This is a genomic window from Micromonospora sp. MA102 (genome assembly GCF_025460765.1).
Lineage (GTDB): Bacteria > Actinomycetota > Actinomycetes > Mycobacteriales > Micromonosporaceae > Micromonospora > Micromonospora halotolerans.
Genome location: NZ_JAMWEG010000006.1, coordinates 236143 through 255452 on the forward strand (window position 1 = coordinate 236143; position 19310 = coordinate 255452).

The window sequence follows — 19310 nt, forward strand, 5'->3', positions numbered from 1 at the left end:
GAGGAGGCGCAATGAGCTTCACCGACAAGGCCAAGAGCCGGGCCCAGGAGATGGCCGGCGCGGCCAAGGAGCGGATCGGCGACGCCACCGACAACGAGCGGTTGCGGGCCGAGGGCGCCAACGAGCAGAGTGCCGCCCGGGCGCGGCAGGCCGGGCAGAACGTCAAGGAGGCCGGACGCAACGTCCGGGACGCCTTCGACAAGTGACCGGCACGCGGCGGGCCCCCGGACAGCCGGGGGCCCGCCGCCGTTGCGCGTGCCGTTCGGAGGTCGGGGGCTGGTTAGGGTCGCGGGGTGACGATCCTGCGTTCCCTGGTGTTGTTCGTGCTGGCCGCGGTGGCGGAGATCGGCGGCGCGTGGCTGGTCTGGCAGGGCTGGCGCGAGCACCGGGGGCTGTGGTGGGTGGCGGCCGGTGTGCTGGCGTTGGGGGCGTACGGCTTCGTGGCGACGTTCCAGCCGGACCCCAACTTCGGCCGGATCCTGGCGGCGTACGGGGGCGTGTTCGTGGCCGGGTCGCTGGCGTGGGGTGTGCTGGTGGACGGGTTCCGGCCGGACCGGTGGGATCTCACGGGCGCGGTGATCTGCCTGGCCGGGGTCGCGGTGATCATGTACGCGCCGCGGGGCTGACGGTCGTCGCCGAACACGCCGCCGGGCGGCGCACGCCGACAGGGTGTCGGAGTGCGCCGCCGTCGGGGCGCGCGGGTTACCTCGGGTCGCGGTTGAACTTGGACGTGGACCAGAAGTAGCCGAGCACGGCCAGTCCCAGGCACCAGAGGACCGCGAGCCACCCGTTGTGGCCGATTCCGCTGCCGAGCAGCAGGCCGCGCAGGGTCTCGATGGCGGGCGTGAACGGCTGGTACTCGGCGATCGGCTGGAGCCAGCCGGGCATGGCGTCGACGGGGACGAAGGCGCTGGACAGCAGCGGCAGCAGGATCAGCGGCATGGCGTTGTTGCTGGCGGCCTCGGCGTTCGGGCTGACCAGGCCCATGCCGACCGCGATCCAGGTGAGCGCGGTGGCGAAGAGCACGAGCAGCCCGAGCGCCGCGAGCCACTCCAGGACGCCGGCGTCGGTGGACCGGAAGCCGATGGCCACGGCGACGGCGCCCACGAGGACCACGCTCAGGACCGACTGCAGCACGCTGCCGACGACGTGGCCGACGAGCACCGAGCCGCGGTGGATGGCCATGGTGCGGAAGCGGGCGATGATGCCCTCGGTCATGTCGGTGGAGACGGACACCGCGGTTCCGATCACGGTGCTGCCGATGGTCATGAGCAGGAGGCCGGGGACGAGGTAGGCGATGTAGCGGGAGCGGTCCGGGCCGCCGCCGATGCCCGCGCTCATCGTGTCGCCGAAGACGTAGACGAACAGCAGCAGCAGCATGATCGGGGTGAGCAGCAGGTTGAGGGTGAGGGACGGGTAGCGCCGGGCGTGCAGCAGGTTGCGGCGCAGCATCGTGGACGAGTCGCGTACGGCGAGGGAGAGGGTGCTCATCGGAGGGCCTCCTTGGGCTGGGTGGGGATGCGGGCGCCGCCGGTGAGGGCGAAGAACACGTCGTCGAGGTCGGGGGTGTGGACGGTGAGGGTGTCGGCGTGCACGTCGGCGTCGTCCAGGCGGTCGAGGATGGTGCGCAGTTCGCGCTGGGTGCCGGCGCTGGGGATCTGGAGGGTGAGCGCCTGGTCGTCGCGTACGGTGTCGCGCAGCGCGGCGGTGGCCCGCTCGTAGGCGGCGGGGTCCTCGAAGCGCAGTTGGACGTGTCCGCCGGGGATGAGCCGTTTGAGTTCCGCGGCGGTGCCTTCGGCGGCGATCCGGCCGTCGTTGAGCACGGCGATGCGGTCGGCGAGCTGGTCGGCCTCCTCCAGGTACTGGGTGGTGAGGAAGACGGTGACGCCGTCGGCGACGAGTTCGCGGATGATCTGCCACATGTTGTGGCGGCTGCGGGGGTCGAGGCCGGTGGTGGGTTCGTCGAGGAAGATGATCCGCGGGTTGCCGACGAGGGTCATGGCGAGGTCGAGGCGGCGCTTCATGCCGCCGGAGTAGGTGGACGCGGGCTTGCCCGCGGCGTCGGTGAGGTCGAAGCGTTCCAGCAGTTCGGTGGCGGTGCGCTGGCCGTCGCGCTTGGACAGGTGGTGCAGGTCGGCCATGAGGAGCATGTTCTCCGCGCCGGTGATCAGGCCGTCGACGGCGGAGAACTGGCCGGTGACGCCGATCGCTTCGCGGACGGCCCGGGGGTCGGTGGTGAGGTCGTGGCCGCCGACGCGGACGGGTCCGGAGGTGGGGTCGGGGGAGATGAGGGTGGAGAGGATCTTGACGACGGTGGTCTTGCCGGCGCCGTTGGGGCCGAGCAGGGAGAAGATCGTTCCCTGCGGGACGGTCAGGTCGACGCCGTCGAGGACGACCTTGTCGCCGTAGGACTTGCGCAGTCCGTTCGCCGCGATGGCCAGGTTGGTCATGGTGGGTGCTCCTTCTACAGGCTGCGGGCGTCGATGTCGCCGAGGGCGGTGGTGGCGTGGATGGTCAGGCCGGCGGCGGTGCCGCCGGTGTTGGTGAGGGAGTTGTGGATCCGGCCGTGGGTGGTGCCGGCGTCGAGGGAGGCGGAGACGCCGTGGGCGGCGGCGACGGAGATGTCGCCGGCCTGGGTGCGCAGCACGACGGTGCCGCGGGCGGCTTCGGCGATGCGGATGTCGCCCTTGGCGGTGGTGATCTCGGCGGGGCCGTGGAGGCGGCCGACGGTGACGTCGCCGGCGGCGGTGGTGAGGCGGACGCCGGCGGCCTCGTCGATCGTGAGGGCGCCGTGTGCGCCCTCGAAGGTGACGTCGCCGAACCGGCCGGCGGCCCGGAGGTCGGCGCTGGCGGCCTTCACCTGGACGCGGGAGCCGGCGGGCAGCTGGACGGTGACCTCGATGAATCCGGAGCTGCCGAGGATCTGGTTGCGGGCGGTGGCCTCGATGCGCAGGACGCCGTCGGCGTAGTGGATCCTGGTTTGTTCCGCCACCTTCACGTCGCGGCTCTTGGCGGCGTCGGCGGGCCGGACGTCGACGGTGGTGTCGGCCCGGTCGGCGGCGATGAGCTGGACGCGCCCGGCGGGGATGTCGAGGACTGCGGTGATCGGGGTGGGGGTGTCGAAGGTCTGCATGGTTTCTCCTGCCGCGCGTGTCGTTTCTGACATCGGAAACGCTACGTTGCGTTCAAAGGTTCAGCAACAAGCCTGTTGCGGAAAACCAGCATCAGCGCAGCTAGGGGGCAGATTATCGTTGCAACCGGAGTGAATCTAACGCAACGCGAACGGCTCCGTCCGTTGCATTGGGCGACGACTGAACGCTATGCTGGCGGCATCGGACGACCGTGGAGGGGATATCGCGATGCCGGGAGGCAGGCTCACCCAGCAGGAACGCCAGCAGATCGCGCTGGGGGTGGCCGACGGCCTCGCCTACGCGGAGATCGCCAGACGTCTCGACCGTCCCACCTCCACGATCACCCGTGAGGTGATGCGCAACGGCGGCCCCACCGCCTACCGCGCGGACCTGGCCCACCGCGCCACCGAACGCCGCTCCCAGCGGCGCAGGCAGGCCCCCGCGCGGGGGCCGCAGGCGCCGTCGCAGGCGCACGGGCGCGACGCCGAGGCGGTGCGCGAGTACGAGGAGATGTTCACGACCCTGCTCATGCAGCAGGGTCTGCCCAAGATGATGTCCCGGGTGCTGACGTGTCTCTACACGGCCGACGCGGGCAGCCTCACCGCGTCCGAACTCGTCGGGCGCCTCCAGGTCAGCCCGGCGTCGGTCTCCAAGGCGATCACGTTCCTGGAGAGCCAGGGTCTCATCCGCAGGGAACGCGACGAGCGCCGCCGCGAGCGCTACGTCGTCGACGACGACGTCTTCTACCAGGGCACGATCGCCGGCGCCCGGGCCAACGCCCAGCTCGCGGAGGTGGCGCGGCAGGGCGTCAGCGTCCTCGGTGCCGGCACCCCGGCCGCCACCCGCCTCGAAAGCATCGCGCGGTTCGTCGACTTCATCGCCGAGAGCATCAGCCGCGCCGCGGAGCAGGCCCGCGAGATCCTCTACACGAAGCCCGAGGCGGGCTCGGGCGGCGCCGCCGCACCGCGGTCGGATCGCAGCGCCGGCTGATCCGGCCCCGCCGGCCGGCGGGGCCCGAACAGACCGCCGCCCCCGCGGCCGGGTGGCTCGTGGGGGCGTCGGGGTGCTCGCGGGTCAGTCGTCGCGGTGGGCGGTCCACCAGGCCTGGCCGGTCTCCGGCAGGGTGTCGATCGGGTCGTAGTAGGCGTAGCGCTTGTTGAGCGCTTCCAGGTCCGCGGACTCGATCGAGGTGCGGTAGTTCTTGGTCCAGTAGGAGATGCCGCGTTCGCGGTCGTACTCGGTGAGCATGTGCACCCAGCGCTTGCCGACGAAGGGGACGTCGCAGACGATGCGCGGGGTGGCGTAGCCCGGCAGGTAGCCCATGATGTCGTGCTGGAGCTGCTGGGCGTGCCAGACGGGGACCCGCCAGTGCTCGGCGTTGGGGATCATGTCGCACATGTAGAAGTAGTACGGCAGGATGCCGGCCTCGCCCTGCAGCGCGAAGCAGAGGTCGAGCAGGTCGGCGCTGGTGGCGTTGACGCCGCGCATGAGCACGCCCTGGTTGCGGACGTCGCGGACGCCGACGTCGAGGGCGGTCTGGGCGGCCTTGGCGACCAGCGGGGTGAGCGACTGGGCGTGGTTGACGTGGGTGTGGATGGCGAGGTTGACGCCGCGGCGGGAGGCGGTGCGGGCGACGCGTTCCAGGCCCTCGACGACGTCGGGCTGGAGCCAGTGCTGGGGGAGGCCCATGAGGGCCTTGGTGGCGAGCCGGATGTCGCGGACGGTCTCCAGTTCGAGCAGCCGCATCAGGTACGACTCGAGGTTCTTCCACGGCACGTTGGCCACGTCGCCGCCGGAGACCACCACGTCGCGGACGCCGGGGTGGGCCTTGAGGTAGGTGATGTGGGCGTCGTAGCGGTCGACGGGCTTCAGGGTGAGCTTCAGCTTGTCGACGGCGGGGGTGGAGTTGCCGACCAGGTCCATCCGGGTGCAGTGGCCGCAGTACTGCGGGCAGGTGGACAGCAGCTCGGCGAGGACCTTGGTGGGGTAGCGGTGGGTGAGCCCCTCGGCGACCCACATGTCGTGCTCGTGGAGGCTGTCGCGGCTGGCGTAGGGGTGGGAGGGCCAGTCGGTGCGCCGGTCGGAGGCGACGGGGATCATGTAGCGGCGGATCGGGTCGGCGAGGAACGCCTCGGTCGTCATGGGCTCGAACGGCACCATGGTGTTGACCATCTGCGGGGGCACCAGCATCGACATGGTGGCCAGGGCCTTCTGGTCGGCCTCGAGGTCGGCGTAGAAGCTCTCGTCGACGAGGTCGCCCAGGACGGTGCGCAGCTGCTTGATGTTCTTGACGCAGTTGACCCGCTGCCACTGGGCGTTCTCCCACTGCTCCCGGGTGACGTGGCGCCAGCCGGGGAAGCGGGTCCAGTCGGGTTCGACCAGGGGGCTGCGGCGGTACTCGTACGGCTGCCCGGCGGTCGGAACGGCGACCGGGGCGTGACGGGGTTGAGGGATGGTCTCAACCGGTTGGGTCTGGGTCACGGCCCCTCCTGACATGTGGTGCGGGTGATCAACGATCCCGAAGGTTACTGGAAAATATCCGGTGAAGAAATTAGTCTGCCGTAAGTTTTCCCGCGACGCGAGCCCTGGCCGGGGTTTCGGGCGGCTGGACTTAGGGGGTCGGCGTGACGTCACCGGTGGGTCTGCACCGAGTCGTGGAACCGGCGGGGGTGCTGCCGCAGGCGGCGTGGCGGTTGGACGCCGATCCGCGGATCGCCGCCAACGAGGTGCGGATCCGGGTCGAGCGGCTGAACCTGGACGCGGCGAGCTTCCGGCAGCTGTCGGAGAAGCACGGCGGCGACGGGGAGAAGGTCCGCGCCGAGGTGCTGGAGATTATCTCGACCCGGGGGAAGATGCAGAACCCGGTCACCGGCTCCGGCGGCATGCTCATCGGCACGGTGGAGGAGGCCGGGAAGCGGTCCCCGCTCGGGCTGCGGCCCGGCGACCGGGTGGCCACCCTGGTGTCGCTGACGCTGACCCCGCTGACGATCCTCGACGATCTGGCCCGCTGGGACGGGCGCAGCGAGCAGGTGCCCTGCGACGGCTACGCCATCCTGTTCGCCCGCTCGATCGCCGCGGTCCTCCCGGACGACCTGCACCCGGAGCTGTCCCTGGCCGTGCTCGACGTGTGCGGGGCGCCGGCGCTGACCGCGCGGGTGGTCGCCGAGCAGGTGGCGCGGCGCCGCCGCGAGGAGGACCCACGCCCGGTGACCGTGGCGGTGATCGGCGGCGCCGGCAAGAGCGGCTCGCTGTCCCTGGCCGCCGCGCGGCGGGCCGGCGCCGGCCGTACCGTCGGGGTCGTGCCGGTGGCGGCGGAGCGCGACGCGCTCGACGCGGCCGGCCTGGCCGACGTGGTCGCGCTGGCCGACGCCCGCGACCCGGTCGGCCTGTCCACGGCGGTGACCACGGCGCTGAACGCCCCCGCGGACGTCACGGTGGTCTGCGTGGACGTGCCGGGCTGCGAGCACGGGGCGGTCCTCGCCACCAACGACGGCGGCACGGTGATCTTCTTCTCCATGGCGACGAGCTTCGCGGCCGCCGCGCTGGGCGCCGAGGGCCTGGCCGCGGACGTGACCATGCTGGTCGGCAACGGGTACGTGCCGGGGCACGCCGCCCTGGCGCTGGACCTGCTGCGCGGCGAGCCGGGGGTGCGTCGTCTGTTCGAGGCCCGGCTGGCGGCAGACTGAGCGTCATGACGAACCCCTCGACCCTGTACCGCGGCGGAGTGCTGCACTGTCCGGCCGACCCGAGCGCGACGGCGTTGCTGGTGCGCGACGGGCGGATCGCCTGGCTGGGCGCCGACGCCGACGCGCCGGCCGCCGACCGGGTGGTGGAGCTGGGCGGGGCGCTCGTGACGCCGGCGTTCGTCGACGCGCACGTGCACGCCACCGACACGGGCCTGGCCCTGTCGGGGCTGGACCTGTCGGCGGTGCGGTCCGCGACCGGGCTGCTGGAGGCCCTGTCCGCGTTCGCCGCCGCCCTGCCGTCCGACGCGGTGGTGCTGGGGCACGGCTGGGACGAGTCGTCCTGGGCGGAGCCGGCCCTGCCCGACGCGGCGGCGCTGGACCGGGCGGCCGGGGGCCGCAAGGTGTACCTGTCGCAGGCGTCGATCCACTCGGCGCTGGTGTCGGCGGCGCTGCTGGCCGCCTGCCCGGACGCGGCGACCGCCGCCGGCTACGACCCGTCGGGCTGGCTGCGCCGCGACGCCCACCACGTGGTGCGGGCGGCGGCGCTGGGCTCGGTGACGGCGGCGCAGCGGGTGGCCGCCCAGCGCACCGCCCTGCGGCACGCCGCGTCGCTGGGGATCGCCGCGGTGCACGAGTGCGGCGGCCCGGGCACCTCCGACGAGAGCGACTTCACCGGCCTGCTGGCGATCTCCGGCGACGGCGTGCCCGAGGTGTACGGGTACTGGGGTGAGCTGCTGGGCGCCGCGAAGGCCCGGGAGCTGGGCGCGGTCGGCGCCGGCGGTGACCTGTACGCCGACGGGGCGCTCGGGTCGCGCACCGCGCACGTGTCGGCGGCGTACCTGGACGGGGAGCCCGGCGCCTGCGGGCACGGCTACGTCACCGCCGAGCAGGTGCGCGACCACCTGCTGGACTGCGCGGCGCACGGGCTGCAGGGCGGCTTCCACGCGATCGGCGACGCCGCCATCGGCACGGTGCTGGACGGGTTCGCGCAGGCCGCGCGGAAGGTGGGCGTGGACCGGCTGCGGGCGGCCCGGCACCGGGTCGAACACGCCGAGATCATGAGCAAGCGGCTCATCGCCGGGTTCGTGGAGTACGGCATCGTGGCGTCGATGCAGCCGGCGTTCGACCGGCTGTGGGGCGGCGCCGGCCGGATGTACGAGTCCCGGCTGGGCCTGTCCCGGTCGCTGGAGTCCAACCCGATGGGCGCCATGCACGGGGTGGGGGTGGCGCTGGCGTTCGGGTCGGACTCGCCGGTGACGCCGCTGGACCCGTGGGGGTCGGTGCGGGCCGCGGCGGCGCACCACAACCCGGCGCAGCGGATGAGCGCGCGGGCCGCGTTCGCCGCGCACACCCGCGGCGGGTGGCGGGCCGTGCACCTGGACAACGAGGGGGTCCTCGCCCTCGGCGCGCCGGCGACGTTCGCGGTGTGGGACACCCCGGCCGGGGTGGAGCGGGGCCTGCCGGTGCTGCAGGCCGAGGACCCGGAGGCGCGCGGCGCGGACGACCCGACGCCGCTGCCGGTGTGCCGGGCCACGGTCCTGCGCGGAGACGTGATCTATCAGGAAGGGGCTTCGTGAGCGTGCGGAGCATCGGCACAGACAGGGGCGCGACGGCGTGACAGGCAAGCTTGGGCTGGATCCGGCGCTGGTGGCGCGGGCGCGGGAGTTGGCGCGCCGCGCCGGGCAGCCGGTGGTGGATCTGGCGCGCAGCCACACCACCGTGTCGGTGGAGCGGGCGGTGCTGCGGCTGGCCGGGGTGACCGGCGCCGACCCCGACGGCATCCCGTGGGTGAACCGTCTCGTCGACGCGGTCGTCGCCGACGTCGGTCTCGGCCACGGGGTGGCCGCGCCGGTGTTCGACGCCCTGGCGCGGGAGCAGATCGCCGACGTGACGCTGCTGGCGCAGAAGGCCGCCGCCGGGTCGGTGCGGTTCACCCAGCCCACCGGCAAGGCCGCCACGGCCGCCCGGCGGGCCGCCCGGAAGGCGGTCGCCGCGGGTGTGCGGCAGATCGACCGGCGCCGCGCCGAACGGGAGCGGCTGGTGAAGCGGTACGGGGACCCGAAGCAGCGGCCCTGGATCTACCTGATCGTGGCGACCGGCGACATCTACGAGGACATCCCGCAGGCGCAGGCCGCGGCGCGGGCCGGGGCGGACATCATCGCCGTGATCCGCTCCACCGGGCAGTCGCTGCTGGACTACGTGCCCGAGGGCGCCACCCGGGAGGGCTTCGCCGGCACCTACGCCACGCAGGAGAACTTCCGGCTCATGCGGGCCGCGCTGGACGAGTCGTCGCGGGAGTTGGGCCGGTACGTGCGGCTGACGAACTACGCGTCGGGCCTGTGCATGCCGGAGATGGCCACCCTGGCCGGCCTGGAACGGCTCGACATGATGCTCAACGACTCGATGTACGGGATCCTGTTCCGCGACATCAACCCGATCCGCACGTTCGTCGACCAGCGGTTCTCCCGGCAGGTGCACGCCCGCGCCGGCATCATCATCAACACCGGCGAGGACAACTACCTCACCACCGCCGACGCGGTCGACGAGGCGCACACGGTGACGGTGTCGCAGCTGCTCAACGAGTACTTCGCCCACGAGGCGGGACTGGCCGACTGGCAGCTCGGCCTGGGCCACGCGTTCGAGATCAACCCGGACCTGCCGGAGTCGTTCCGGCTGGAGCTGGCGCACGCGCTGCTGGCCCGGGAACTGTTCCCCGACGCGCCGCTGAAGTGGATGCCGCCGACCAAGCACATGACCGGCGACGTGTTCCGCGGCAACCTGCTCGACGGGTTCTTCAACCTGGTCGGCACCATGACCGGGCAGGGCATCCTGCTGGTCGGCATGATGACCGAGGCGGTGGTCACCCCGTGGCTGTCCGACCGGGACATCGCCCTGCAGAACGTGCGGTACGTGCTGGGCGCCGCCGGCGGCCTGCACGAGGACTTCGTGCCCGCACCCGGCGGGTTCATCCAGCAGCGCGCCCACCGGGTGCTCGGCGAGGCCGTCGACCTGCTGGAGCGCATCGGCGACCAGTCGCTGCTCACCGCGATCGCCGAGGGCACCTTCGGGATCATGAAGCGGCCCGCCGACCGGGGCAAGGGCCTCGACGGCGTCGCGAAGCACGAGGCCGACTACTACAACCCCGCCACGGACATCCTGGAGCAGGCGGCATGACGGAGAAGAAGATCGTCCGGCCGTACGGGGACACCACCGGCGACGGCATGGTGCAGGTGTCGTTCACGCTGCCGGTGCCGCACGACAAGCGCGCCGAGGGCGCCGCCGTGCAGCTGGCCAACAAGATGGGCATGGACCCGGCCATGCTGGTGCACGCCAAGCAGATGGGCGACGGATTCACCTTCTTCGTCGTCTACGGCCGGGTGAACCACCTCGTGGACCTGGACAAGGTGCAGGTGGTGGAACGGGACTTCCCGCTGCTGTCGGCCAAGGAGGTCAACACGGTGGTGAAGCAGCGGCTGCGGCGCAAGCTGTCCGTGGTGGGCGCCTGCATCGGCACCGACGCGCACACCGTCGGCATCGACGCCATCCTCAACGTGAAGGGCATCGCCGGGGAGAAGGGCCTGGAGTACTACCGCGAACTCAAGGTCACCAACCTGGGCGCGCAGGTCAGCGTCCCCGAGCTGGTCGAGGCCGCCCGGCAGGAGAAGGCCGACGCCGTGCTGGTCTCCCAGGTCGTCACGCAACGCGACGCGCACCTGCACAACACCCGGGAGATGTCCGCCGCGTTCCGGGAGGCCATGCCCGCCGGCAGGCGGCCCCTGCTCATCGTCGGCGGCCCCCGCTTCGACGAGACCATGACCGGGGAGCTGGGCGTCGACCGGATCTTCGGCCGCGGCACCACCCCCGGCGAGGTCGCCAGCTACCTGGTCCACGCCCTGATCACCGAGAAGAAGGCGAGAGCATGAGTGACCCCCGGGTCGGCCTGACCGTCACCCACCGCCGGTACGTGCCGTACTCCCACGCCCACTACGCCGGCAACCTGGTCGACGGGGCGTACGCGCTGGGCCTGTTCGGCGACGTCGCCACCGAGGTGTGCATCCGCACCGACGGCGACGAGGGTCTATTCGCCTCCTACTCGGACGTGCAGTTCAAGGCGCCCATGAAGGCCGGTGACGTGCTGGAGGTGACCGCCACGGTCACCCGGGTGGGCACCCGCAGCCGCACCATCGACTTCGCCGCCCGGGTGGTGTGCCGGGGCCGCCCCGACAAGGGCGAGTCCGCCGCCGAGGTCCTCGCCGAGCCGATCGTCGCGGTCACCGCCACCGGCACGGTGGTCGTCCCCCCAGCGGCGTGAGCGCGAGGAGTGGGCCGGGTTTGCGAGCCCCGCAGTCGCGAGCGAAGGACAGCTCCGCGTGAACCTCGCCGTCTGCGCTGACGTCGGGTCGACGTACACGAAGGCGGCGGTGGTCGACCTCGACGGCGGCCGGCTCGTCGCCGCGGCGGCCGCGCCCACCACCGTCGGCACCGACGTGCTGCACGGCCTGGACACCGCGGTCGGCGCCGCCACCGCCGGGCTGGCCGCCGGTGACCTGCCCTGGTACGTGTGCTCGTCGGCCGGCGGTGGCCTGCGGCTGGCCGTCATCGGCTACGAGCCCCTCGTGACCGCGCAGGCCGGCCGGCGGGTCGGGTTGTCCGCCGGGGCGAACGTGGTGCACGTGGCCGCCGGGCGGCTCGGCGCGGCCGAGCTGACCGCGCTGCGCGCCGCCCGCCCCGACGTGGTGCTGCTCGTCGGCGGCACCGACGGCGGCGACGCCGACACCCTCACCCACAACGCCACCCGGCTGGCCCGGGCCCGCTGGCGGGTGCCCGTCGTGCTCGCCGGCAACGCCGACGTCCGCGACGACCTGCACGCCCTGCTCGCCGCGGCGGGAGTGCCGGTCACCGCCGCCGACAACGTGCTGCCGCGCATCGGGGTGCTCGCCCCCGCGCCGGCCCGCGCCGCGATCCGGCAGGTGTTCCTGCGGCACGTCATCGGCGGCAAGAAACTGTCCCGCGGCACCCGGTTCGCCCGCCTGGTGCGGGCCGCCACCCCCGACGCGGTGCTCACCGGGGTGGAGGTCCTCGCCGACGCCCTCGGCGGGGACCTGGCCGTCGTCGACGTCGGCGGCGCCACCACCGACGTGTACTCGGTGCTCACCCCCGACGAACGCGACACCGGCCCCAGCCAGGAGGTCACCGGCACCCTGTGGCGGGCCCGCACCGTCGAGGGGGACCTCGGCATGCGGTGGAGCGCCCCCGGCGTGGTCCGCGCCGCCGCCGAGGAACGCCTCCTCGCGCCCGGCGAGGAGGACGACCTGGCGGCCGCGGCGGCCGTGCGGGCCGCCGAGCCCGGCTTCCTGGCCGCCGGCGACGCCGACCGGGCCGCCGACCGGCGCATCGCCGCGCTCGCCGCCACGGTGGCGCTGCGCCGCCACGCCCGCGGCGCCGCCACCGGCGAACGCGCCGGCCGGGACCTGCGCGACGTCAAGCTGATGGTCGGCTCCGGCGGGGTGCTGCGGCACGCGGCGCCCGGCGACGCCGCCGAGGTGCTCGCCGCGGTCCTCGGCGACCACGCCGGCGGGTGGCCGCTGCCCCGCGCCGCCCGCCCCGTCGTCGACGTCGACTACGTCCTGGCCGCCGGTGGGCTGCTCGCCGCCGACCACCCCGGCGCGGCGGCCGCGCTGCTGCGCCGCCACCTCTCCGGGGCCTGAGCGCCACCCGGCGGCGAGCTTCGCGCGTTCCGCCACCGTCAAGACGCCCGCAAGCAACTTCACCGGGGACGTCTACCTCACCCCTGTCTACACCGGCACGGAGCCGTCACGGATGACCGTCGCCCTCGTGCGGTTCACCCCGGGCGCCCGAACCCACTGGCACTCTTACGCCGTGGGGCAGACCCTGCACGTCACCGAAGGGGTGGGCCTGGTCGGCACCCGCGACGGCACCGTGCTGCGCGTGCGTGCCGGCGACACCGTCGTCTGCCCGCCCGGTGAGGAGCACTGGCACGGCGCCACGCTGACACGTTCATGAGCCACCTGGCCATGCTGGAGGCGCTGCCCGGCGGGCAGGACCCCACCACCTGGCTGGAGCCCCTCCCCGACGAGCGGTACCGGGCCGCGCACCAGCGCGACACCTGAGAGCCCCGCGCCCGGACCTTCGCAAAGCGTCGGGAAACCGGCGTTCGCATCGAGACGCGCCGACGCGACACGCCGTGTCGCAACACACGACAGGCCCGGGTGGGTTGACAGCGGCGGGGGTGCACGCCGTACCGTCTTTGAGTCCTACCACGGGAAGCGGCTGTTGTTCGCTTCGTCCCTTCGTCCGCTGGCCGAGCGACCGGAAGGTTGCGGCGGCCAGGTCCAGCGGGCGGGGGTCGGCGGGGCGGCGCGAACCGGCCGCGGTTACCGGTGTACGGGCAGGGTGAAAGGCACGGCCAGTAGACAACGGCCGGGCGGGGGCAGCCAGTCCACGTCAGGTCGGTCCGAAGGTCGGCGCCGATCGTCCTCGCCCCACCGGCCGGGAAGGGCCTGGGAGCATCGGGGCGCGGCGCGAGCCGCGCCCCGATTTTCGTGCCCGCTTCAGGCCCCGGCCAGGCCGGTGCGACCGGTTAAGCTGTGCGGTATGACCGGAGCGGTGCGGAAACTGTCGATCTCGGTCCCGCCGGACGTCGCCGAACGCCTCGAACGGGAACCCAACGCCAGCGCCTTCCTCGTGCACGCCGCGCGGTCGCTGATGCGCCGGGAAGCCCTCGACGCCGAGCTGGCCCACCAGGGCGTCACCGTCACCGAGGAGGGCATCGCCCGGGCGCGGGCGGCGCGCGCCGCCGTGGACGTGGCCTGGCCGGCCGAGCGCTACCAGGCGATCCGGGAGCGGGCGCGGCAGGCCGCCGCCGACGGCGAGGACCGCACCTCCCGGGTCACCGCCGCGTGAGCGACCCCGACGACGGCCCACCCGTGCGGCTGGTCCTCGACCGCTCGACGCTGCTGGCGTACCTGGCCGGGTCGGTGCACGTGGGGGAGACGCTGCACGAGGTGATCGCCGACGGGGTGCGCTTCGGGGTGACGGCGGTCGCCGCCGCCGAGGCGTACGCGGCCGTGGACGACCCGAAGGACCGGGCGGCGCTGCGCCGGCTGCTCGCCCTCGACGCCTGCGCCGTCCTGCCCACCGACGGCGGGGCCTGGCAGGAGCTCGCGTACTGGCGGGCCTTCACCGGGCGGGTCGACCTGGCCGCCACCGTGCTGGCCTGCCTCGACCACGACGCCCCGATCCTCACCGGCGAGGGCCGCTACGGCACCGACGAGCTGCCGGTCATCCGGCTGCCCGAGTGACCGGCCCGGACGGGCCGGCGGGCGGGTCCGCCGGGTAGCCTTCGGCCCGTGATCGTGGTGAGGTGCCGGTGACGACGCTCGACCGGGAAGAGACGCAGGCCACCGGCGGGGCACGCCCGGGCGCCGGCGGGGGACCGCTGCCGCTGAAACTGGCCGTCCCGGCGGCCCTGCTGGCCGGTCTGGCGCTGCTCGCCGCCTTCCCCCCGTACGGGCTGTGGCCCCTCGCCCCGGCCGGTGTGGCGCTGCTCGCCGCCGCGGCGCACCGGCGGCGGGCGCGCGCCGGCGCCGGGCTGGGCTTCCTCGCCGGGGTGGCGCTGTTCGCACCGCTGCTGGAGTGGACGAACCTGCACACCGGCTACCTGCCGTGGCTGCTGCTGTCCCTGCTGCAGGCCGGCTACCTGGCGCTGCTCGGCGCCGCCACCGCCTGGGTGTCCCCGCTGGTCGACCGGCACCGCGCGGCGTGGCCGCTGGTCACCGGGGTGCTGTGGGTGGGGCAGGAGGCGCTGCGCGACCGCACCCCGTTCGGCGGCTTCCCGTGGGGGCGGCTGGCGTTCAGCCAGGACACCTCCCCGCTGCTGCGGCTGGCCGCGCTCGGCGGCGCCCCGCTGGTCACCTTCGCCGTGGCGCTCGCCGGCGGAATCCTGCTCACCCTCGCCTGGCGGGACTGGCGCCAACCCGCCGGGCTGTGGCGGCCCGTGGCCGGGCTCGCCGCCGCCCTGGCCGCGGTGGTGGCCGCCGGCCCCGCCGTGCCGGTCGGGGTACGCGGCGGCGGCGACACCGTCACCGTGGCCATCGTCCAGGGCAACGTGCCCCGCCTCGGGCTGGACTTCAACGCCCAACGGCAGGCGGTGCTGAACAACCACGTCGACGCCACCCTGAAACTGGCCGAACAGGTCGCCGCGGGCACACAACGCCACCCCGACCTGGTGGTGTGGCCGGAGAACTCCAGCGACATCGACCCGCTGCGCAACCCCGGCGCGGGTGAGCGGATCTCCCAGGCCGCCGACACGATCGGCGCGCCGATCCTGGTCGGCGCCGTGCTGCTCGGCCCCGGCGAGGGCGAGGTGCGCAACGCCGGGCTGCTGTGGCGCCCGGGCAGCGGCGCCGACCTGGACCAGCTCTACACCAAGCGGCACCCCGTGCCGTTCGCCGAGTACGTGCCGCTGCGCGAGATCGCCCGGATGGTCAGCTCCGAGGTCGACCGGGTCCGCTCCGACTTCATCCCCGGCAGCACCCCCGGCGTGCTCGACACCGGTGTGGCCACCCTCGGCGACGTGATCTGCTTCGAGGTCGCCTACGACGGCATCGTCCGGGACACCGTGACCGGCGGCGCGCAGCTGCTGGTCGTGCAGACCAACAACGCCACCTTCGACGCGGCCGAGGCCCGCCAGCAGCTGGCCATGGTCCGGCTGCGCGCCGTCGAGCACGGTCGCGCTGCCCTGATGGCCTCCACGGTCGGGGTGTCCGGGTTCGTTTCCCCGGACGGGCGGGTAGACGGTGCGACCGGGTTCAACACCGCCGCGGTGGTGGTGCGGCAGATGCGGCTCGGCGACGGGCGTACCCCGGCCACCACGGCGGGGGTGTGGCCGGAGGTGGCCCTCGCGGCGCTCGCCGTCGCGGCCCTGGCCGGCGCGGCGGTGCTGCGCCGGCGCCGGGAGGTCGACCCGGCCTAGGACGACGAGCGGGAGGCGGTACACGGTGGGCGTGGTAGCCGACAGGCGCACGGTCGGCCATCCCGGGGTGGGACGGGTCCTCGTGGTCATTCCCACCTACAACGAGGCCGACAACGTCGACCGGATCGTCGCCCGGGTGCGGGAGGCGGCGCCGGGGGTCGACGTCCTCGTCGCCGACGACAACAGCCCCGACGGCACCGGCGCCATCGCCGACGGCCTGGCCGGCGCCGATCCGCACGTGCACGTGCTGCATCGGCCCGGCAAGGACGGGCTCGGCGCCGCCTACCTGGCCGGGTTCGCCTGGGCCCGGGAGCGCGGCTACGACGCCGTGGTGGAGATGGACGCCGACGGCTCGCACGCCCCGGAGGACCTGCCGGCGCTGCTGGACGCCGCCCGCGACGCCGACGTGGTGATCGGCTCCCGGTGGACCCGCGGCGCGCGGGTGCTGAACTGGCCGCTGCGGCGGCTGCTGCTGTCCCGCGCCGGCAACCTGTACGCGCGCCTCGCGCTGGGCGTGCCGGTCTCCGACGCCACCGGCGGCTACCGGGTGTACCGGTCGGCCGCGCTGGACGCCATCGACCTGGCCTCGGTGCGCTCCCAGGGGTACGCGTTCCAGGTGGAGCTGTCCCGGTTGGCGCACCGCGCCGGGGTGCGCATGGTCGAGGTGCCGATCACGTTCGCCGAGCGGGAGCACGGCGACAGCAAGATGAGCCCGCTCATCGTGGCCGAGGCGCTGTGGCGGATCACCACCTGGGGGCTGCGGGACCGGCGGGCGGCGGCGCGCCGCCCCGACGCGCTGGCCCGCTGGCCGTGAGCGCGGGCGTGTCATGCTGGAGGGGCGTGATGACACCCGCGGGCGGATGAGGTGAGATGCGCCGAGGACTGAAGTACCTACCACCGGCCCTGCTGCTGCTGGCGCTGGTGGAGCTGACCGTGTTCGTCCTGGTCGGCCGGGGCATCGGGTTCGGGTTCGCGGTGCTGCTCGTGTTCGCGGCCTCGCTGCTGGGCCTGGTGCTGCTGCGCCGCGAGGGCATGCGGGCCTGGCGCGGCTTCCGGGCCGCCGTGGAGTCCCGGCAGCCGCCGGGTCAGCAGGTCACCGACGGCCTGGTGGGCCTGCTGGGTGCGCTGCTGCTGGCGCTGCCCGGCCTGGTCAGCGGCCTGGTGGGGCTGCTGCTGCTGGTGCCGCCGGTGCGGCGGCTGGCCCGCGCCGGGGTGCGCCGGGCCACCGAGCGCCGGGTGTCGTCGATGGTCGCCGGTGACCTGTTCGGTCCGCGTCGGGTCCGGGTGCGCCGCGGCGCTGCCCAGCCGACCCCGGCGCCGCAACCGCCGCCGGTGACCGAGCCGGGCCGCGCCATCGAGGGGGAGATCGTCGAACCCGGCCGGTGAAACCGGACAGACATGACGAAGCGCCCCCGGGGTGATCCCCGGGGGCGCTTCGGTCGTTTCGGGTGCTCAGGCGCGACCGCGGCGGGTGCGGACCTCCTGCAGCCGCTCGGCCAGGATGTCCTCCAGCTCGGCGATCGAACGCCGCTCGAGCAGCATGTCCCAGTGGGTACGCGGCGGCTTGGCCTTCTTCTGCTCCGGCTCGCTGCCGTCGACCAGGCGGGCGACGCTGCCGTCGAACTTGCACTCCCAGGTCGTCGGGACCTCGGCGTCGACGGCGAACGGCACCTCGAACTGGTGCCCCTTCGCGCAGAGGTACTCGCGGGTCTGACGCGGCGCGAGCTCCGTGTTGCGATCGGATTCGTAGCTGACTGCGCCCAGTCGGCTACCGCGCAGCATACGCTCGCCCATGATCGACTTCCCCTCGTTCGTGGTGCTGGTCTTCAGGTGTAACGGTCCGTCACCGCCGCCCCATTCCCGGCCACGCTGACGACCCGGCGCGCGGTCGGGATCCTCAAGAGTAGCCGGTCATGACAGCTGCCCGGCGGGGTCGTCCCCGGCCGGGCCGAATCAGTGGAGTGTTTCGACTGTCAACGGGGATGTTATCCGCCATCACGTGGTGCGGAGGTGACGATGACCGGTGACGCGCCGGCCGAGGCCCGGGCGCCCGGCGGGAAGACCTTCTTCGGCCACCCGCGGGCGCTGTCGACGCTGTTCCTCACCGAGATGTGGGAGCGGTTCAGCTTCTACGGGATGCGGGCCATCCTCGTGCTGTACCTGACCGCGTCGGTCGCCGACGAGGGACTGGGTATCGGGGAGTCCACCGCCAACGCCGTCTACGGCACCTACAACGCCATGGTGTACCTCATGGCGCTGCCCGGCGGGTGGGTGGCCGACCGGCTGATCGGCGCGCGGCGCAGCGTGCTCTGGGGCGGCGTGGTGATCGCGGCCGGGCACTACGTGATGGCCGTTCCGGCCCGGTGGAGCGTGTTCGCCGGCATGGCGCTGATCGTGCTCGGCACCGGCCTGCTCAAGCCCAACATCTCCACCATGGTCGGGGACCTCTACGACCGGGACTCCCCGCGCCGCGACGCCGGCTTCTCGATCTTCTACATGGGCATCAACCTGGGCGCGTTCATCGCCCCGCTGATCACCGGCTTCCTCGGCGAGAAAATCAACTGGCATCTGGGCTTCGGGGCGGCCGCCATCGGCATGACCTTCGGCGTGATCCAGTACGTGCTGGGCCGGCGCAACCTCGGTGACGCCGGCGCCCGGCCGGCCGACCCGCTGCTCGGCGCCGACCGGCGGCGGGCGCTGACCCGCATCGCCGTCGTGGCCGTGGTGGTGCTCGTGGTGCTGGCCATGCTGGCCCTGATCGGGCTGTTCACCGTCGACACGGTGGTCAACCTGCTCACCCTCGTCACCGTGCTGGTCACCATCGCCTACTTCGCCCGGATCCTGACCGACCGCGAGATCAGCGGCACCGAGCGCAGCCGGATGAAGGCGTACCTGTGGCTGTTCGTCTTCGCCGCGGCGTTCTGGCTGATCTACGACCAGGCCGGGTCGGTGCTGAACATCTTCGCCGAGGACCAGACCGACCGGACCGTGGGCGGCTTCACCTTCCCGGCGTCGTGGCTGCAGTCGGTGAACCCCATCCTGATCATCATCGGGGCGCCCCTGGCCGCCTGGCTGTGGCTGAAGCTCGGCCACCGGGTGTCCACGCCCATGAAGTTCGCCGTCGGCCTGGTGCTCAACGGCCTGTCGTTCGTGCTGATGGCCGCCGCCGCGCAGGCCGCCGTCGGCGGCGACCTGGTCTCCCCGTGGTGGCTGGTCGCCGTGTACGCGATCCAGGTCGCCGGCGAGCTGGCGCTGAGCCCGGTGGGCCTGTCGGCCACCACGAAGCTCGCCCCGGTCAAGTACGCCAGCCAGATGCTCGGCCTGTGGTTCCTCGCCACCGCCGTCGGCGACGCGATCGGCGGTCAGGTCGCCCGGCTCGCCGACAGCTGGTCCGAGTCGACGTACTTCCTGACCTTCGGCCTGGCCTCGGTGGTGCTCGGGCTTGCCGCCGTGATGTTCACCCGGCAGATCCGGCAGCTGATGGTCGGCATCCACTGA

The 19310-nt window shown here is 73.5% G+C and carries 21 protein-coding genes; 16 read left to right on the forward strand and 5 right to left on the reverse strand.

Annotated features, from left to right (window positions below; translation table 11 throughout):
* The first annotated feature begins 11 nt into the window (after positions 1-11).
* Both NFX44_RS14910 and NFX44_RS14915 read left to right on the forward strand, forming a co-directional pair.
* Positions 12-206 carry a CsbD family protein gene (locus NFX44_RS14910; protein ID WP_262284140.1) on the forward strand — a complete coding sequence of 65 codons (195 nt, stop codon included), beginning with the start codon at positions 12-14 and terminating at the stop codon, positions 204-206.
* 87 nt (positions 207-293) lie between these two features.
* Positions 294-626 carry a YnfA family protein gene (locus NFX44_RS14915; RefSeq protein ID WP_262284141.1) on the forward strand — a complete coding sequence of 111 codons (333 nt, stop codon included), beginning with the start codon at positions 294-296 and terminating at the stop codon, positions 624-626.
* A 76-nt stretch (positions 627-702) separates the two neighbouring features.
* On the opposite strand, the gene NFX44_RS14920 is transcribed toward NFX44_RS14915, so the two are convergent.
* Genes NFX44_RS14920 through NFX44_RS14930 form a run of 3 tightly spaced genes read right to left on the reverse strand, consistent with a single transcriptional unit; the run spans position 703 to position 3133 of the window.
* Positions 703-1491 carry an ABC transporter permease gene (locus tag NFX44_RS14920; RefSeq protein WP_262284142.1) on the reverse strand — a complete coding sequence of 263 codons (789 nt, stop codon included), beginning with the start codon at positions 1489-1491 and terminating at the stop codon, positions 703-705.
* Positions 1488-2450, reverse strand: a complete 963-nt coding sequence (locus NFX44_RS14925) for an ATP-binding cassette domain-containing protein (RefSeq protein WP_262284143.1) — start codon at positions 2448-2450, stop codon at positions 1488-1490. Before NFX44_RS14925 ends, NFX44_RS14920 begins: the two co-directional genes overlap by 4 nt.
* 14 nt (positions 2451-2464) lie before the next feature.
* Complete coding sequence (locus NFX44_RS14930; protein ID WP_262284144.1) at positions 2465-3133, reverse strand: DUF4097 domain-containing protein; 669 nt, start codon at positions 3131-3133, stop codon at positions 2465-2467.
* A 226-nt stretch (positions 3134-3359) separates the two neighbouring features.
* On the opposite strand from NFX44_RS14930, the gene NFX44_RS14935 reads away from it, so the two are divergent.
* A complete protein-coding gene (locus tag NFX44_RS14935; RefSeq protein ID WP_262284145.1) occupies positions 3360-4121 on the forward strand; it encodes a helix-turn-helix domain-containing protein in 762 nt (253 codons plus the stop codon).
* 84 nt (positions 4122-4205) lie between these two features.
* On the opposite strand, the gene NFX44_RS14940 is transcribed toward NFX44_RS14935, so the two are convergent.
* Positions 4206-5612 (reverse strand): KamA family radical SAM protein, encoded by a 1407-nt coding sequence (locus NFX44_RS14940; RefSeq protein ID WP_262284146.1) that lies wholly within the window; start codon positions 5610-5612, stop codon positions 4206-4208.
* A 155-nt stretch (positions 5613-5767) separates the two neighbouring features.
* On the opposite strand from NFX44_RS14940, the gene NFX44_RS14945 reads away from it, so the two are divergent.
* From NFX44_RS14945 to NFX44_RS15000, 12 genes are all read left to right on the forward strand, one after another.
* Positions 5768-6817: a zinc-binding alcohol dehydrogenase gene (locus NFX44_RS14945; protein ID WP_262284290.1), complete on the forward strand. Its 1050-nt coding sequence runs from the start codon at positions 5768-5770 to the stop codon at positions 6815-6817.
* Positions 6818-6822: 5 nt separating this feature from the next.
* On the forward strand, positions 6823-8394 hold the full coding sequence (locus tag NFX44_RS14950) for an amidohydrolase (protein WP_262284147.1): 1572 nt from the start codon (positions 6823-6825) through the stop codon (positions 8392-8394).
* Between the two features lie 37 nt (positions 8395-8431).
* A complete protein-coding gene (locus tag NFX44_RS14955; RefSeq protein ID WP_262284148.1) occupies positions 8432-9991 on the forward strand; it encodes a lysine 5,6-aminomutase subunit alpha in 1560 nt (519 codons plus the stop codon).
* A complete protein-coding gene (locus NFX44_RS14960; protein ID WP_262284149.1) occupies positions 9988-10740 on the forward strand; it encodes an OAM dimerization domain-containing protein in 753 nt (250 codons plus the stop codon). The genes NFX44_RS14955 and NFX44_RS14960 overlap by 4 nt, the downstream gene beginning before the upstream one ends.
* Positions 10737-11129, forward strand: coding sequence for a hotdog domain-containing protein (locus NFX44_RS14965; RefSeq protein WP_262284150.1), 393 nt, complete (start codon positions 10737-10739; stop codon positions 11127-11129). The genes NFX44_RS14960 and NFX44_RS14965 overlap by 4 nt, the downstream gene beginning before the upstream one ends.
* A gap of 58 nt (positions 11130-11187) precedes the next feature.
* The gene (locus NFX44_RS14970) at positions 11188-12525 is read left to right on the forward strand and encodes a glutamate mutase L (RefSeq protein ID WP_262284151.1); all 1338 of its coding nucleotides are present in this window, start codon (positions 11188-11190) and stop codon (positions 12523-12525) included.
* 112 nt (positions 12526-12637) lie between these two features.
* Positions 12638-12841: a cupin domain-containing protein gene (locus NFX44_RS14975; RefSeq protein WP_262284152.1), complete on the forward strand. Its 204-nt coding sequence runs from the start codon at positions 12638-12640 to the stop codon at positions 12839-12841.
* A 591-nt stretch (positions 12842-13432) separates the two neighbouring features.
* Complete coding sequence (locus tag NFX44_RS14980; RefSeq protein ID WP_262284153.1) at positions 13433-13741, forward strand: hypothetical protein; 309 nt, start codon at positions 13433-13435, stop codon at positions 13739-13741.
* Positions 13738-14139, forward strand: a complete 402-nt coding sequence (locus tag NFX44_RS14985; RefSeq protein WP_262284154.1) for a hypothetical protein — start codon at positions 13738-13740, stop codon at positions 14137-14139. Before NFX44_RS14980 ends, NFX44_RS14985 begins: the two co-directional genes overlap by 4 nt.
* Before the next feature lie 68 nt (positions 14140-14207).
* On the forward strand, positions 14208-15812 hold the full coding sequence (gene lnt, locus NFX44_RS14990; RefSeq protein WP_262284291.1) for an apolipoprotein N-acyltransferase: 1605 nt from the start codon (positions 14208-14210) through the stop codon (positions 15810-15812).
* A gap of 25 nt (positions 15813-15837) precedes the next feature.
* Complete coding sequence (locus tag NFX44_RS14995) at positions 15838-16626, forward strand: polyprenol monophosphomannose synthase (protein WP_262284155.1); 789 nt, start codon at positions 15838-15840, stop codon at positions 16624-16626.
* Between the two features lie 56 nt (positions 16627-16682).
* Positions 16683-17198, forward strand: coding sequence for an FxsA family protein (locus tag NFX44_RS15000; protein ID WP_262284156.1), 516 nt, complete (start codon positions 16683-16685; stop codon positions 17196-17198).
* 66 nt (positions 17199-17264) lie between these two features.
* On the opposite strand, the gene NFX44_RS15005 is transcribed toward NFX44_RS15000, so the two are convergent.
* Positions 17265-17606 carry an RNA polymerase-binding protein RbpA gene (locus NFX44_RS15005; protein ID WP_046564157.1) on the reverse strand — a complete coding sequence of 114 codons (342 nt, stop codon included), beginning with the start codon at positions 17604-17606 and terminating at the stop codon, positions 17265-17267.
* A gap of 222 nt (positions 17607-17828) precedes the next feature.
* Here NFX44_RS15005 and NFX44_RS15010 point away from each other — a divergent pair, with 222 nt between their 5' ends.
* Positions 17829-19310, forward strand: a complete 1482-nt coding sequence (locus tag NFX44_RS15010) for a peptide MFS transporter (protein WP_262284157.1) — start codon at positions 17829-17831, stop codon at positions 19308-19310.

Bases quoted from the DNA above. Each gene is read 5' to 3' on its own strand.
- NFX44_RS14910 (WP_262284140.1), top strand. From the start codon at position 12: ATGAGCTTCACCGACAAGGCCAAGAGCCGGGCCCAGGAGATGGCCGGC.
- NFX44_RS14920 (WP_262284142.1), bottom strand. From the start codon at position 1,491: ATGAGCACCCTCTCCCTCGCCGTACGCGACTCGTCCACGATGCTGCGC.
- NFX44_RS14925 (WP_262284143.1), bottom strand. From the start codon at position 2,450: ATGACCAACCTGGCCATCGCGGCGAACGGACTGCGCAAGTCCTACGGC.
- NFX44_RS14930 (WP_262284144.1), bottom strand. From the start codon at position 3,133: ATGCAGACCTTCGACACCCCCACCCCGATCACCGCAGTCCTCGACATC.
- NFX44_RS14935 (WP_262284145.1), top strand. From the start codon at position 3,360: ATGCCGGGAGGCAGGCTCACCCAGCAGGAACGCCAGCAGATCGCGCTG.
- NFX44_RS14950 (WP_262284147.1), top strand. From the start codon at position 6,823: ATGACGAACCCCTCGACCCTGTACCGCGGCGGAGTGCTGCACTGTCCG.
- NFX44_RS14960 (WP_262284149.1), top strand. From the start codon at position 9,988: ATGACGGAGAAGAAGATCGTCCGGCCGTACGGGGACACCACCGGCGAC.
- NFX44_RS14965 (WP_262284150.1), top strand. From the start codon at position 10,737: ATGAGTGACCCCCGGGTCGGCCTGACCGTCACCCACCGCCGGTACGTG.
- NFX44_RS14975 (WP_262284152.1), top strand. From the start codon at position 12,638: ATGACCGTCGCCCTCGTGCGGTTCACCCCGGGCGCCCGAACCCACTGG.
- NFX44_RS14980 (WP_262284153.1), top strand. From the start codon at position 13,433: ATGACCGGAGCGGTGCGGAAACTGTCGATCTCGGTCCCGCCGGACGTC.
- NFX44_RS15000 (WP_262284156.1), top strand. From the start codon at position 16,683: ATGCGCCGAGGACTGAAGTACCTACCACCGGCCCTGCTGCTGCTGGCG.
- NFX44_RS15005 (WP_046564157.1), bottom strand. From the start codon at position 17,606: ATGGGCGAGCGTATGCTGCGCGGTAGCCGACTGGGCGCAGTCAGCTAC.
- NFX44_RS15010 (WP_262284157.1), top strand. From the start codon at position 17,829: ATGACCGGTGACGCGCCGGCCGAGGCCCGGGCGCCCGGCGGGAAGACC.